This window comes from Litoreibacter sp., assembly GCF_058136045.1.
On record NZ_JBYVDD010000003.1, the window covers coordinates 550,585 to 563,700 of the forward strand.

The window sequence follows — 13,116 nt, forward strand, 5'->3', positions numbered from 1 at the left end:
GTTGCATAGCAAGTAAGCGCAGGCGCGGCGCATGGCAATGGGCACATGCTCTTGCCGATTTGACCTATGTTAGCCATTTAACTGCAAATTGAGTGTAATCCGGTCACTTTGTAAAACCATTTTACCCATATTCTCAAAGTTAACCGTTATTTTACCGTTTATGTTAGATTGAACTTGTCCAAGCCCCCAATCAGGCTCGGTCGGGTTGCGCACCAGCATTCCCGGTTCCAACAAGGAGTTCATATTGCCCGACATTGCCCACTCCACCGAAATTAGCGCAGATTCTGCGGATCAAGACCTTAAGGATACTGCATCCCTTTTGGCCTCGCGCATCTGCCACGACCTTATTAGCCCAATTGGCGCGATCAGCAATGGCATGGAGCTGTTGGTGATGTCGGGGTTAAAACCCTCGCCAGAGCTGGCCTTGATTGAGGAAAGCATCGCCAACGCCAATGCGCGTGTGCGATTATTCCGGCTGGCCTTCGGGGCTGCCACCGCAGGTCAACGCATGGCGCGCGGTGACATCGTGAGCCTGCTGCGTGATTGCTACGGAGAGGGCCGCATCAAGGTGATGTGGGAGCCGACCTCCGATGTCAGCCGTGTCGAGGCTAAGGTGGCACTTTTGGCGATCCTTTGTTTGGAAGTCACCCTGCCTGCGGGCGGCAAGATCGTTGTGCAATGCGAGCGCGGGCAATGGCAGATGCAATCCTACGGCCCAAAAATTCGCGTTGATGCGCAGGCATGGGGGCAATTGTCAGGGATCAGTAAGGCGGACGGGGATTTACCCGCCAGCCAAGTGCAATTCATCTTGTTGCGCGATGCGCTGGAAAAACTAGGCAAGAAAGCCCAAGCGGGCCATTCTGACAGCGCCGCTTCTCTGCGCTACGAGTTTTAAAGCGCGCGCAGGCCTTTGCGGAACCGGCGCATGTTGGCCTGATACCCCAAGGCAGAGTTGATCAAGCCTTGCTGGGCTTGCGCATCCAGATCGCGCACAACCTTGCCCGGCGCACCCATCACCAGCGAGCCGTCGGGAATAACTTTGCCCTCAGTAATCAGCGCACCCGCCCCGATCAGGCAGCCTTTGCCAATTTTGGCCCCGTTCAACACGGTAGCGCCCATACCAATCAACGACCCCTCGCCGATGGTGCAGCCATGCAGCATGGCCTTATGCCCGATCGTACAATTTTCCCCTATTGTCAGCGGAAACCCGATGTCGGTGTGCAGCACACTGTTTTCTTGGATGTTGGAGCCGCGCCCGAGCGTGATGCGCTCATTATCGCCGCGCAATGTCGCGCCAAACCATACGGACGCGGCGTCTTCGATCAAAATATCGCCGATCAAATTGGCGTCAGCGGCGATCCAGAAATCGTCCCCCTCTGGAAGGATCGGCGCAACACCCTCTAATGCATAAAGCGTCATGGTCGGGCCTCATATTGTTCATTCAACTCGCGCACGAGGGTCATCAAGCCCGGTTGACGGGATCGTTTCAAGCGCTCGGCGGTCAGGATCGCGCGCAACTCTTGCTCGGCCACATCAAGGTCGCGGTTGATCAGGCAATAGTCATATTCGGCCCAATGGCTGATCTCGTCGCGGCTTTTCTGCATCCGGGCGGCGATCACCTCATCACTGTCTTGCGCGCGCGAACGCAGGCGTTTCTCCAGCTCCACAATTGAGGGCGGCAGAATGAAAATTGAGACCACATCCTCGGCCAGACCAGAGTTTCGAACCTGTTGGCCACCTTGCCAATCAATGTCAAAAATCACGTCATGACCCGCACTTATCGCCTCATCAACCGGACCCTTGGGCGAGCCATAGAGGTTGTCGAAGACCTCCGCGTGCTCCAGCATCTCATCGTCTTCAACCATTTTCTTGAATTCATCATGGCTGCGGAAATAATACTCGCGCCCATCCTGCTCTCCATCGCGCGGTGGACGCGTTGTTGCCGAAACCGAAAACGACAACGTGTCATCCCATTTCATCAGGCGACCTGCCAAGGTTGATTTGCCCGCGCCAGAGGGCGAAGAAAGAATGATTAAAATACCGCGCCGGATTGTCATGGCTACTCCACGTTTTGAACTTGTTCGCGCATCTGGTCGATGATCGCTTTGAGGTCAAGCCCAACCCGTGTCAGCTCGGGCGAGCCGGATTTGGAACACAGGGTGTTCGCCTCACGGTTGAACTCTTGCATGAGAAAATCAAGCTTGCGCCCGACGGGGCCTTGCAGGCCCATTAACTCTTGGGTCGCCGCAACATGGGCGGTTAAGCGGTCGATTTCCTCGGAGACATCGGCCTTGACCGCCAACAGCGCCAATTCCTGCGCCACCCGGTCCGGATCGGCACCGTCCACATTGTCCATGACGCGGGCAAGGTTGGTTTTCAGCGTGGCGCGCATGTGGTCCTTGCGGGCCTCTGCCAATTCCGCAGCCTGCGTGGTGAGTGTCGCAATTTGGCGCAACTGCGCCTGCAATACGCGCTCTAGAGCCTCGCCTTCCGAGGCGCGCATGACAGCAAAATCTGCGATAGCATCCCCTAGGCTGGCCAGAATTTCAGCCGCGGGAAGTGTGGCGCCGCCCGTGTCTTGGCACATGACGCCGCGCAGCCCCAGATAGTCGGGCGCGCTCGCCTCGGTGAGTTTTAAGCCACGGTTTTTTGCGACGGTCCGCACACGAATGGCCGCGAGAATATATGCATCTAAGACATGCTCATCAATTTGCAACGGGGCCGAGCCGCCGTCGTGCTCGACCTTCAACGACACATTAATGTTGCCACGCCCAAAGGCCTTGGCAAGCTGCGTGCGGATATTTTGCTCCTGCGACATCAGCCCTTCGGGCAAACGCATGCGGATATCCAAGCCCTTGGCGTTCACGCCGCGCATCTCCAAAATCCACGACACAGAGCCACTGCGGCCAGTTTTCGATGCGAATGCGGTCATGGATTGGATCATGGTGAGTTAACCTATTAACACTTTAGAAACCCACTTAGGGCAACTTATGTGCCATATTAAGACAACAGTAACGAATTGCTCTTGTGGGTAGCAAACCCCGGAGCCGATCACAACCAAGGCCGCCAAAAACAAGGCGGCTTCAACCAAAGGCAGAATGCCACGTCAAATTGAGCACAACATGAGGACGCAAAGGCTGGGGGGCCTGCGCAACCACCACACCTGGGGTAGACAGATGACACAGCACCGCACCACCGAGACCCAAAGCGCCGAAATCGTATCGCTCTGGCAGCACCAAGCCAAGCACGAGAAATCTGCGCTGACCGAAATGCGCTCCTACTGGGAGAGCCTGCGTTCTGGCCGGCTTGTGCCGCTGCGCTCGGAGATTGATCCGCGCGAAATTTCGGGCGCCTTGGAGTACGGGTTCATTCTGGAACGCCTGCAACCCGGCGCTGTTCGGTTCCGCCTTGCGGGCATGCATTTGTGCGATTTGATGGGCATGGAAGTGCGCGGAATGCCGCTGCGCTCGTTCATCTCGCCGACCAGTCGCGCGCGGTTCTCGTCCTCGTTGGAGCGGGTCTTTACCCAGCCTGAAATTCAAGAATACATCATGGTATCCGAGGACAGCAACGGCACCCAACTGAAAGCTAAGTTGCTGATTTTACCGCTTAAAAGCGATGGTGGCGGCGTCGACCGTGCGATCGGTTGCTTCACCACGGAAGGCGTTGTTGGCCTTGCCCCACGCCGGTTCCGCATCCTAGAGACCCGCGTGACCAACCTGAGCGATGGCACCCAAACCCGTGAGATGGAGCCTGCGCAAACATCAGCTATCCCTGCCCTGATTGCCGGATTTGGCGAGGCACAAGCCGAGTTCAACCCAGAGCCTTTGCCAAAGACCAAACCCACTGAGCACGCTGGTGGCAAAGGGTTCCTGCGCCTTGTCGTGTCCGACACCGAGCAGGTTTAAAACGAGAAAAGGCCGGGCGTTATCCGCCCGACCTTTAAAACTTGAAGTAGTCTTGATTTAAACTGCGGCCCGGTTTGCCTCGGCGCGGCGAGCCGACAATTCTTCCGAGACCAAGAAGGCCAATTCCAAAGATTGCGACGCGTTCAGGCGTGGGTCGCACGCGGTGTGATACCTATCCGACAGGTCCTCGTCTGTGACTGCACGGACACCGCCGGTGCATTCCGTCACATCCTGGCCGGTCATCTCGAAATGCACACCACCGGGAACCGTGCCCTCAGAGGCGTGAATGCCAAAGAACTCACGAACCTCGCGTAATACCGACTCGAATGGCCGCGTTTTATAGCCGGTTGAGGATTTGATCGTGTTGCCATGCATCGGATCACAGGTCCAAACCACGTTGGCGCCTTCTTCCTTCACGGCTTTGATCAGGCGCGGCAGGTGTTCGCCCACATTGCCAGCCCCGAAACGCGCGATCAGGGTCAAGCGACCTGCCTCGTTCTCCGGGTTTAGCTTGTTCATCAAAACCTTCAGGTCGTCAGCCGTGGTGGTTGGGCCGCATTTCAACCCGATCGGGTTTTGCACGCCACGGGCAAACTCAACATGTGCGCCATCAGGCTGGCGGGTCCGGTCGCCAATCCAAAGCATGTGGCCAGAGCCCGCAACAGGCAGGCCAGTGGTGCTATCAATCCGGCAAAGCGCCTCTTCATACTCCAGCAACAACGACTCGTGCGAGGTGTAGAAGTCCACCGATTGCAGCGTATGCGCGGTCTCTTGGTTCACGCCTGCGGCCTTCATGAAGTCCAGCGCATCCGAGATATGGTTCGCCATGTCACGATATTTGGCAGCGTTTTCACCTTTGGTGAAGCCCAGCGTCCACGCGTGGACCTGATGCACATCGGCATAGCCCCCGGTTGAAAACGCGCGCAACAGGTTCAGCGTCGCGGCCGATTGCGTGTAGGCTTGCAGCATCTTTTGCGGGTTCGGAATGCGGCCTTCCGGCGTGAAATCCAGCTCGTTGATGATGTCACCACGGTAGCTTGGCAACTCGATGCCGTCCTTGGTCTCGGTCGCAGCCGAGCGTGGTTTGGCAAATTGTCCGGCCATACGGCCCACTTTGACCACGGGTACTTTCGCGCCATAGGTCAGCACCATCGCCATTTGCAACATAACCTTGAACGTGTCGCGAATAGTGTCGGCAGAAAACTGCGAGAAACTTTCGGCACAATCGCCGCCTTGCAACAAGAATGCCTCGCCACGCGACACGGCAGCAAGGGAGGTTGTCAAACGGCGCGCTTCACCCGCAAACACGAGCGGCGGATAATTCGACAGCTGTGCCTCTGCGGCTTTCAGCGCGGCTTCATCCGTATAGTCAGGCATCTGTACGCGGGGTTTATTGCGCCAGTCTGACTTGCTCCATGTCTGTGCCATGGTCTCATGCTCCATTTTATGATAGCGGTATCAGTATTGAGCCCCGTGTATAACCGCACACGCGAGGGCTTGCCAATGTCGAAAACTCAGCTAAGGGTGAGTTTCGGCCTGTTCAGTTTTAGAACCACTGGCCGCTTTACTGACATGAGGCGTTTGGATTGGGAGGTCCGCTGCGTGGCTCACTTAGGCAACTTGAGTAACAATACGACCGCTCCGGTCAAAACGAAGCGCTATGTATTTGTTTTAATGAACAATTTTACCATGCTGAGCTTTGCAGGGGCGATAGATGCCTTGCGCATAGCCAACCGCATGGTGCCCGGATCCTATGATTGGGTTCTGGCGGGCGAAGGTGGTGAAAAAATTACCTGCTCGTCAGGGATTGTCTTTAATTTAGACATGGATTTAGTCGAAGTACTTCGCGACGATACAATAATCTTATGTGGTGGCACCCATGTGCAAGAAGCCACCACCAAACGGCTGCTCAATTGGGTGCGCCGCGAGGCCCGTCGCGGTGCCACCATCGGCGCATTGTGCACGGCTGCCTATGTTTTGGCGCGCGCCGGGCTTTTGGACGGGAAACGCGCGACTATTCACTGGGAAAACCAAGATAGCTTTATTGAGGAATTCCCCGACGTTGAGTTAACAAAATCTGTGTTCGTCATGGATGGCAACCGGATGACCACGGCCGGCGGCACCTCGTCAATTGACCTCATGCTTAAGATCATCGCCTCTGATTTGGGCGAGGATGTCGCCAATATGGTGGCGGACCAACAGATTTACTCCTCCATCCGGACCGACCAAGACCAACAGCGCCTATCTATTCCAACGCGCATTGGCGTGCGTCATCCCAAGCTCAGCCGCGTTATTCAGATGATGGAAGTTAATGTTGAGGAACCTATAAGCCCCTCGGTGCTGGCAAAAGATGTGGGCATGTCGACCCGCCAGCTTGAACGGCTGTTCCGACGTTATCTGAACCGCAGCCCCAAGCGGTATTACATGGAAATCCGGCTGCAAAAGGCGCGCAACCTGCTGATGCAAACCGATATGAGCGTGATCAACGTCGCATTGGCCTGTGGCTTTGCCTCACCGTCGCATTTTTCCAAGTGTTATCGCGCGCATTATGACACCACCCCATACCGCGAACGAGGTGCACAGGCTGCTAAGTTTCTAGGCTAGAAGAGCCTTGTGCTGGCGTCTTGGTTAATACTCGGCTAGGTCGAAGCAGCAGAGTATTTTGTACTGCGAATCGTTATCGCAAATTGCCGTTTCAACCATGTACACTCTCCGGCAGCACTTTTCAGGAAGCACAAACGTATGAGCCGCGGCCCAGACTATAGCGACGACATGCTCGCCTCTTTTTTGAAGGGTGAGGGGGATAACGCGACCCACAAAGCGCTGATCTTGGACTTGACCAAGAGTGAAGAGCTGCGCGCGCGCATTGATGCCATAAGTGCCTCGCTGTCAAACATTCGGCCCGCATTCGATACCCGTGAAGAGGGCATCACGCCACGGCTGATCCAGACCTCTCCGATACACCCTGCGCCGCCCTCCCCGCCGAAGGCCGCAACCCCGCTCAAAACCATAACCGCGGCTTTGGTGACCTTGGGGATTGGCTTTGGAATGGGGCAAATCCTGCGCTCTAACCCCGGCGCCAATTTGGGCTGGCATGATTACGTCGCCGCCTACCAAGCTCTCTATGTGCCAGATACATTGAACGTCATCACGCAAACGCCGCAGGCTCGATCGGCGCAATTGCAGCGTGTTGCATCCGCATTGGGCCGCCCGTTAAGCGTTGCGATGCAAGTTCCCGGGCTAGAATATAAGCGTGCACAAATTTTGGGATTTCGCGGCAAACCCCTTATTCAAATGGCATATACCACGGTTGATGGCATCCCTGTGGCCTTGTGTATTCTGCGCAGTACCAAAACATCTGACCTAAAGACTATGCAACTTGAGGGGATGAAATCCGCCATCTGGTTTGATGGTCAATTTGGCTATCTTCTTATTGGAAGCGAGGATGCCAAGCTGGTGAGACACGCAGCCAAGCACCTCCAAGCCGTCCTCTAGGCCCGTTTTCAGGCCCGTCTTAACCCCGGCGCAGCACCAAAACCGCATTCATTCCGCCAAAGGCAAAAGCATTGGACAAGGCGACCTCGACGTCGGCATCGCGGGCCTCGTTTGGCACCACGTCTAACGCGCATTCGGGGTCGGGCTCGTCGTAGTTGATCGTGGGCGCCACCACGCCTTCACGCAACGCCATGATGCAGGCCAGCAGCTCAATCGCGCCGGTGCCACCAATGACATGGCCGTGCATCGACTTGGTGGAGGACATCATTAACTTATCCGCATGCGCCCCGAACACATCGGCAACTGCCGCACATTCGGTCTTGTCATTGGCCGCCGTACCAGTGCCGTGGGCGTTGATATAGGCCACATCGGACGGGTTCAGCTTTGCATCACGCAGCGCGCCAGAGATCGCACGCGCCGCCCCCTGCTTGGACGGCATCACAATGTCGGCGGCGTCCGAGGTCATGGCGAAGCCGATAACCTCCGCCAAAATATCCGCGCCGCGTGCTTTGGCGTGCTCGTATTCCTCGAACACAAAGATCGCCGCACCCTCGCCCTGCACCATGCCGTTGCGGTTGGCCGAGAACGGGCGGCAAGCGTCTTTTGACATCACCCGTAACCCTTCCCAGGCCTTCACCCCGCCAAAGCACAGCATTGATTCCGCGCCGCCGGTGACCATGGCCTTGGTCATGCCGGAGCGCACAAATTGGAACGCCTGCCCCATGGCGTGATTGGACGACGCGCAAGCCGTGGCGACAGTAAACGACGGCCCCTTGAGGTTGTATTGCATCGACACATGCGCCGCGGCGGCGTTGTTCATCAGTTTCGGGACAACAAAAGGGTGAACGCGATTTTTGCCCTCTTCATAGACCGCGCGGTAGTTTTCATCTTGGGTGTTCATGCCGCCGCCCGCAGTGCCCAGCACGACCCCCGCCTGATTGGCCAGCTCGCCGCTGAAAATCAGGCCCGATTGCGCCAACGCCTCGCGCGCGGCGATCAGGGTGAATTGCGTGTAGCGGTCATAGAGCGCAATTTGCTGGCGGTTGAACTCGGCCTGCGGGTCATAGCCTTTGACTTGGCCCCCGATGCGGATCGACAGGCGCTCTACATCGCGAATGTCCAACGCGCCGATACCGCAGCGCCCTTGGCGAAATGCATCCAGCGTTTGCGCGACGCTAATCCCCAAGGCGTTAACCGTACCCTGCCCCGTGATAACGACCCGTTTCATCGGAAATCAGCCCTTCTGCTCGGCCACAAGGCCCTCGACAGCGGCCACTATGCTGGTCACGCTAGAGATATCAAAATCACCCTCAGAAGGGTCGTTGGCATTAAACGGCACCGTGATATCAAAGGCTTCCTCAATGGCGAAAATGCTCTCGACCAAGCCAAGGCTGTCGATGCCCAAATCCTCTAGCGATGCGCTCAACTTGACGTCGCCCACTTCCAGCACTGCCTGTTCTGCAATGATGGCTATCACCTGATCTTTGACGCTCTCGGCCATAAATCGCCCCTCGGTCTGTTCGCGTTAAGGGGGATTTAAGCCCTCATACCCGTTTTTGCTACTGGCTATTTGCCCTGTTGCAAAGACTTCATAAACCGGGGCAAGCGGCGCAGGGCCTTTTGCATATCAATATGGGTTTCCATTTTCACCGCAGGATAGCCCAGCAAAACCCGCCCCGCTGGCGCGTTGGTGAAGATCTTGGTGGCCCCGCCCGCAATCACGTCATCGCCAACAAAGATGTTGTCATTCACGCCGCATTGACCCGCCATAACCACGCGATTGCCGATCCTTGACGAGCCTGCAATGCCCACCTGCCCGCACAGCAGGCAATCATTGCCGACCTGCACATTGTGGCCAATATGCACGAGATTATCGAGCTTGGTACCGTTGCCAATCGTCGTGTCGCGGATAGTGCCACGGTCAATTGCGCAATTGGCACCGATCTCGACATCATTGCCAATCTTGACGGCCCCGAGCGAATGGATACGGGTCCAGCTTTGCTGCGCCGCATCGCCTTGGCTGCCCAAAGATTTGCGCACATTCTCAACCGCGCTTTTCTCTGGGGTGACGAATGAGAACCCGTCCGAGCCGATGACGCACCCCGGTTGGGCAATGAAATTATCGCCGATATGCACGCGCGCACCGATACGAACGCCCTGCAATATCAAAGCATTACGCCCGATAGTTGATCCTTCGGCTAAGGAGGCATGTGACGCGATACGTGCGCCCTCGCCAAGTGTCACATCCGCACCAATCACCACGAATGGTCCGATCGCCGCCCCCGCGCCAATTTGCGCGCTTGGGTGAACCACGGCCATCGGGTGAATGCCCGCGTCAATCTGCGGACCGGGATCCATGAGCGTGGTCAGGCCGGACATGGCATAGCGCGGGCGAGGCACGAAGATCGCCGCGCGCAGCCCCAAAGCCTGCCAATCCGCACCCTGCCACAAAATCGCAGCCTGAGCCGCCCCTTGCGCCAGCCCATCGCCATATTTCGGGTCCATCGCCAAAGCCAGTTGATCGGCGCGCGCAGAGGCCGGTTCCGATGCGCCCGAGATACGCAAATCGCCATCGCCTTCCAGCGTCGCCCCAAGCGCCGTCGCGATTTGGGCCAGAGTGAAATCCGTCATGGTAATTGCTCCGCAAAAGAAAAGGCGCGCCGCAGTCCGCCCGCAACGCGCCCGATGACCTGTCTGGTCAGTTTTAGCTTGCGATTGCGCGCAACGTAACCCCAGCTTTGGTCAGCCCTGCAAAAATACGCGCATCACGATTGTAGATATCGTTGCGGTAATTCGCGCGCCCTTTCGCATCCACCCAAGCGGTGTAATACACGATATGCACGGGCAAAGGTTCGCGCAGATCAACACGGCGCTCTTTGCGGGTTTTGATCACACCTTGGAAGAACCCTTCGGGGTTTTTCTCTTGGCTTGCCAATAGGGTATAGGCAAAATCGAACGGTTTGTGCACTCGAATACAGCCATGGCTAAACGCACGGGACTCGCGGCCAAACAATGATTTGGATGGGGTGTCATGCAGGTAGATGTTGTGTTTGTTCGGGAAAATGAACTTCACCAAACCAAGCGCGTTCCCCTTGGAGGGCGGCTGTTTCATCGAATACGGGAAATTCTTTTCGTTATATTGCGAGAAATTGATCGACGAGCGGCTTACAGGCTTGCCGCTCGGCCCGATGATTTGCAACTGGCCCGCGGCCCCTTTGTTGCGCTTCAACAGCGGCAGGTATTCTTTGGTCACAATCGAGCGCGGCACATACCAGCTAGGGTTGATGACCATGAATTCCATCATATCGGAAAACTCCGGCGTGCGACGGTCATTGGTGTTTTTGCCAACCACAACGCGCGAGCGGAAGGTCGATTTCCCCCCCTTCATCAGGTCCACATGGAAGTCAGGAATGTTCACCCAAATATGTTTGTTTTCCAGCGGCTTGGAGGCCCAACGGTTACGCTCCATCGCGACAATCACCGATTGCAGGCGATCCTGGACGCCCTTGTTGACCTGCGAAATGGTAGAACCGCCAGCAACCCCATCGGGCGACAAGCCGTGGCTGATCTGAAACTGTTGCACGGCCGATTGAATGGCCGCGTCATAGGTTTGGGTCGCAGACTTTCGCATATATCCCATACGGATCAACCGGTTACGAAGCTGTACCACCGCACCACCTGATTGGCCGGGCTTCAAGGATTTGGCTTGAACCTTGTCACCCCAGCCGCCTTTGCCAAGCAGTTTTTCAAGCTTGAGCTTTTGCTTTTGCAGCCGCACATACTCCGCTTTACGTGGGGCCAGCTTTTTCAAGAATGCCTGCGGGTTTGACTTGGAAAACGCATCAATGGTCGAGGCGCGATCGTAGCGTGCGACCTCCATCACGATCAGTCGATCAATTTTGCGCGGATTCAGAATGCCGGACCGCAGGTGATCCGCATAGTCCAGAAAGCGTTTGGCGGCCTCCACCTCAACGCGGCCACGATCACTCGGGGTCTTGGCGGCTTTCATTGCGGCTTTCAGACCGGCTGCATCATAGGCTTTGGCTGGCAAGCCGTGATCGCCTGCCGATGCCAGAGCCTTCAACAAAGCCCCACGGCGGCGCCCGTCGCTTTTGCCTGCAAAAACGGGCTTATAATTCCGTTCACGATAGAATTTGCTCAGATCTTTATCACGCGCCGCGGCTTCGGCAATCGCTTGCTTCATCGCCGTCACAGCCGCGTCGGCCCGCCCTGCTCCGAACACCGGAAGCATCGCCCCAATGGCCCCTGCGGCCATCATTTTCAAAGTAGAGCGACGAGTTGGGGAATGGGTCATGGCAGTGCACCTCAATACGGATTAATTTAATTTTGGCGACTAAAATTCACCTGCGCGTAAGAGTCCATTCACAATCCTGCCACATTCGTGCCTTTTTCTTGCCACGTTGCGCTTAGGTCACCTTGGGAACGATCAATTTTTACCTACTTCTCTTTGATGTAGCTCAATGCAAATTGCGCAAAATTTCGCCTATTTGGAACATATTAATGCCTCGCTTGCAGAGTGTACTTGGTAAAAGAATCAAGTTGTGGCATAGGTTTCCCATCTGGGGACGAAAAAAGACAGCCGTGGCAACGGCATGGGCATACGGGACAGGCACTAAACATGAGCGATACAAAATCCGCATCCATCTCGCGGCGCGCCCTTCTAGGGGCTTTTGCAGCGACGACCCTTACAGCGGCTCCAGTATATTCCAAAGCTTTCGGCTTCCTTAAAGGCGCAGGCGATGTGCGCCGGATCAAGATGCTCTCTGGCCGCACTGGCGAGAAGATCGACATGATCTATTGGATCGAAGGCGAGTACATCAAAGAATCCCTAAAAGAGCTGAACTACTTTATGCGTGACTGGCGCCAAAACAGCACCGTCAACATGGACACACGCACGATCGACATCATGTCCGCCTCGCACAACCTTATGGGGGTGAACGAGCCTTATATGTTGCTGTCAGGGTATCGCTCGCCAAAGACCAACGCGATGCTGCGGTCCCGCTCGCGCGGTGTTGCGAAGAACTCTCTGCACATGAAAGGTCAAGCTGCTGATTTGCGGCTGGCTTCACGCTCGGTCGGTCAAATTTCTCGTGCGGCCTCTTCTTGCTCGGCGGGTGGCGTTGGACGCTATTCCAGCTCGAACTTCGTCCACATGGACTGCGGCCCCGTACGCAACTGGGGTCGGTAATAGCCCAACCTCTTGACGACAAAATCGGTGCGACATACAAACCGGCCTCAAGCGAGGTCGGTTTTTTAATGGTAGATGATCTGCACTAAACAGGTTTGGCCTTTCGCTACACGAAGGGCCATTGGTGCAGGTGAATGGAGAAACCAAGAACCTGCACGGCCTCAAGTAGCCGAAAGCGATAGGCCAAATAAAAATGGTGCAGATGGCCGGACGAACCTAGAACCGTCAAAGCTCTCATCGTTTCTGCGAAACGACTGCCGCCCAGTGAAATCTTGCAAAAGGGATTGGCCTTTCGTTGCACGAAAGACCTTTGGTGCGGGTGAGAAGACAAATCTAGAAACCATACACCCAAAGGTGCGACTGCGCCTCGGGCGGCCAGCCCGGCCCCGTCGGAGGTGCTGCGCACCGTGAGACAGAAAATGGTGCACCCAGCAGGATTCGAACCTGCGGCCTCTGCCTTCGGAGGGCAGCGCTCTATCCAGCTGAGCTATGGGTGCCTGACAC

14 protein-coding genes and 1 tRNA gene are annotated in these 13,116 nt (G+C 56.3%); 5 read left to right on the forward strand and 10 right to left on the reverse strand.

Going from position 1 to position 13,116, the window contains the following annotated elements; genetic code table 11:
• Positions 1 to 69: 69 nt before the first annotated feature.
• On the reverse strand, positions 70 to 255 hold the full coding sequence (locus AC3Y7R_RS04030; protein ID WP_490040720.1) for a DUF3553 domain-containing protein: 186 nt from the start codon (positions 253 to 255) through the stop codon (positions 70 to 72).
• Between AC3Y7R_RS04030 and AC3Y7R_RS04035 the strand changes: the two genes are divergently transcribed.
• Entirely contained in the window at positions 245 to 895 is a 651-nt protein-coding gene (locus AC3Y7R_RS04035) for a histidine phosphotransferase family protein (RefSeq protein ID WP_490040721.1), read from the forward strand. The two genes, AC3Y7R_RS04030 and AC3Y7R_RS04035, sit on opposite strands and share 11 nt — an antisense overlap.
• Here the strand turns inward: AC3Y7R_RS04035 and AC3Y7R_RS04040 are convergent.
• From AC3Y7R_RS04040 to AC3Y7R_RS04050, 3 genes are read right to left on the reverse strand one after another with little or no spacing between them, the layout of a single operon-like run.
• Positions 892 to 1,419, reverse strand: coding sequence for a gamma carbonic anhydrase family protein (locus AC3Y7R_RS04040; RefSeq protein ID WP_490040722.1), 528 nt, complete (start codon positions 1,417 to 1,419; stop codon positions 892 to 894). The two genes, AC3Y7R_RS04035 and AC3Y7R_RS04040, sit on opposite strands and share 4 nt — an antisense overlap.
• Positions 1,416 to 2,057: a guanylate kinase gene (gmk, locus tag AC3Y7R_RS04045; protein WP_490040723.1), complete on the reverse strand. Its 642-nt coding sequence runs from the start codon at positions 2,055 to 2,057 to the stop codon at positions 1,416 to 1,418. Before gmk ends, AC3Y7R_RS04040 begins: the two co-directional genes overlap by 4 nt.
• A gap of 2 nt (positions 2,058 to 2,059) precedes the next feature.
• Complete coding sequence (locus AC3Y7R_RS04050) at positions 2,060 to 2,932, reverse strand: YicC/YloC family endoribonuclease (protein WP_490040724.1); 873 nt, start codon at positions 2,930 to 2,932, stop codon at positions 2,060 to 2,062.
• 244 nt (positions 2,933 to 3,176) lie between these two features.
• On the opposite strand from AC3Y7R_RS04050, the gene AC3Y7R_RS04055 reads away from it, so the two are divergent.
• Positions 3,177 to 3,908, forward strand: coding sequence for a PAS domain-containing protein (locus AC3Y7R_RS04055; protein ID WP_490040725.1), 732 nt, complete (start codon positions 3,177 to 3,179; stop codon positions 3,906 to 3,908).
• Between the two features lie 57 nt (positions 3,909 to 3,965).
• Here the strand turns inward: AC3Y7R_RS04055 and AC3Y7R_RS04060 are convergent, their stop codons facing one another.
• Positions 3,966 to 5,336 carry a class II 3-deoxy-7-phosphoheptulonate synthase gene (locus AC3Y7R_RS04060; protein ID WP_490040726.1) on the reverse strand — a complete coding sequence of 457 codons (1,371 nt, stop codon included), beginning with the start codon at positions 5,334 to 5,336 and terminating at the stop codon, positions 3,966 to 3,968.
• Positions 5,337 to 5,582: 246 nt separating this feature from the next.
• Between AC3Y7R_RS04060 and AC3Y7R_RS04065 the strand changes: the two genes are divergently transcribed.
• Positions 5,583 to 6,512, forward strand: a complete 930-nt coding sequence (locus tag AC3Y7R_RS04065; RefSeq protein WP_490040727.1) for a GlxA family transcriptional regulator — start codon at positions 5,583 to 5,585, stop codon at positions 6,510 to 6,512.
• A 138-nt stretch (positions 6,513 to 6,650) separates the two neighbouring features.
• Positions 6,651 to 7,403 carry a hypothetical protein gene (locus AC3Y7R_RS04070; RefSeq protein WP_490040728.1) on the forward strand — a complete coding sequence of 251 codons (753 nt, stop codon included), beginning with the start codon at positions 6,651 to 6,653 and terminating at the stop codon, positions 7,401 to 7,403.
• Positions 7,404 to 7,422: 19 nt separating this feature from the next.
• Here AC3Y7R_RS04070 and AC3Y7R_RS04075 read toward each other — a convergent pair whose 3' ends face one another.
• From AC3Y7R_RS04075 to AC3Y7R_RS04090, 4 genes are all read right to left on the reverse strand, one after another.
• Positions 7,423 to 8,631 carry a beta-ketoacyl-[acyl-carrier-protein] synthase family protein gene (locus AC3Y7R_RS04075; protein ID WP_490040729.1) on the reverse strand — a complete coding sequence of 403 codons (1,209 nt, stop codon included), beginning with the start codon at positions 8,629 to 8,631 and terminating at the stop codon, positions 7,423 to 7,425.
• A gap of 6 nt (positions 8,632 to 8,637) precedes the next feature.
• A complete protein-coding gene (locus tag AC3Y7R_RS04080; protein ID WP_490040730.1) occupies positions 8,638 to 8,904 on the reverse strand; it encodes an acyl carrier protein in 267 nt (88 codons plus the stop codon).
• Between the two features lie 65 nt (positions 8,905 to 8,969).
• Positions 8,970 to 10,034, reverse strand: coding sequence for a UDP-3-O-(3-hydroxymyristoyl)glucosamine N-acyltransferase (gene lpxD, locus AC3Y7R_RS04085; protein WP_490040731.1), 1,065 nt, complete (start codon positions 10,032 to 10,034; stop codon positions 8,970 to 8,972).
• Between the two features lie 73 nt (positions 10,035 to 10,107).
• Positions 10,108 to 11,718, reverse strand: coding sequence for a L,D-transpeptidase family protein (locus AC3Y7R_RS04090; RefSeq protein ID WP_490040732.1), 1,611 nt, complete (start codon positions 11,716 to 11,718; stop codon positions 10,108 to 10,110).
• A 324-nt stretch (positions 11,719 to 12,042) separates the two neighbouring features.
• Between AC3Y7R_RS04090 and mepK the strand changes: the two genes are divergently transcribed.
• On the forward strand, positions 12,043 to 12,612 hold the full coding sequence (mepK, locus tag AC3Y7R_RS04095) for a peptidoglycan L,D-endopeptidase MepK (protein ID WP_490040733.1): 570 nt from the start codon (positions 12,043 to 12,045) through the stop codon (positions 12,610 to 12,612).
• 420 nt (positions 12,613 to 13,032) lie between these two features.
• Here the strand turns inward: mepK and AC3Y7R_RS04100 are convergent.
• Positions 13,033 to 13,109 (reverse strand) — tRNA-Arg (locus AC3Y7R_RS04100).
• Positions 13,110 to 13,116: the final 7 nt, after the last annotated feature.

Bases quoted from the DNA above. Each gene is read 5' to 3' on its own strand.
- AC3Y7R_RS04070 (WP_490040728.1), top strand. From the start codon at position 6,651: ATGAGCCGCGGCCCAGACTATAGCGACGACATGCTCGCCTCTTTTTTG.
- AC3Y7R_RS04090 (WP_490040732.1), bottom strand. From the start codon at position 11,718: ATGACCCATTCCCCAACTCGTCGCTCTACTTTGAAAATGATGGCCGCA.
- gmk (WP_490040723.1), bottom strand. From the start codon at position 2,057: ATGACAATCCGGCGCGGTATTTTAATCATTCTTTCTTCGCCCTCTGGC.
- lpxD (WP_490040731.1), bottom strand. From the start codon at position 10,034: ATGACGGATTTCACTCTGGCCCAAATCGCGACGGCGCTTGGGGCGACG.
- mepK (WP_490040733.1), top strand. From the start codon at position 12,043: ATGAGCGATACAAAATCCGCATCCATCTCGCGGCGCGCCCTTCTAGGG.
- AC3Y7R_RS04050 (WP_490040724.1), bottom strand. From the start codon at position 2,932: ATGACCGCATTCGCATCGAAAACTGGCCGCAGTGGCTCTGTGTCGTGG.
- AC3Y7R_RS04040 (WP_490040722.1), bottom strand. From the start codon at position 1,419: ATGACGCTTTATGCATTAGAGGGTGTTGCGCCGATCCTTCCAGAGGGG.
- AC3Y7R_RS04075 (WP_490040729.1), bottom strand. From the start codon at position 8,631: ATGAAACGGGTCGTTATCACGGGGCAGGGTACGGTTAACGCCTTGGGG.
- AC3Y7R_RS04060 (WP_490040726.1), bottom strand. From the start codon at position 5,336: ATGGCACAGACATGGAGCAAGTCAGACTGGCGCAATAAACCCCGCGTA.
- AC3Y7R_RS04065 (WP_490040727.1), top strand. From the start codon at position 5,583: ATGAACAATTTTACCATGCTGAGCTTTGCAGGGGCGATAGATGCCTTG.
- AC3Y7R_RS04030 (WP_490040720.1), bottom strand. From the start codon at position 255: ATGTCGGGCAATATGAACTCCTTGTTGGAACCGGGAATGCTGGTGCGC.
- AC3Y7R_RS04055 (WP_490040725.1), top strand. From the start codon at position 3,177: ATGACACAGCACCGCACCACCGAGACCCAAAGCGCCGAAATCGTATCG.
- AC3Y7R_RS04080 (WP_490040730.1), bottom strand. From the start codon at position 8,904: ATGGCCGAGAGCGTCAAAGATCAGGTGATAGCCATCATTGCAGAACAG.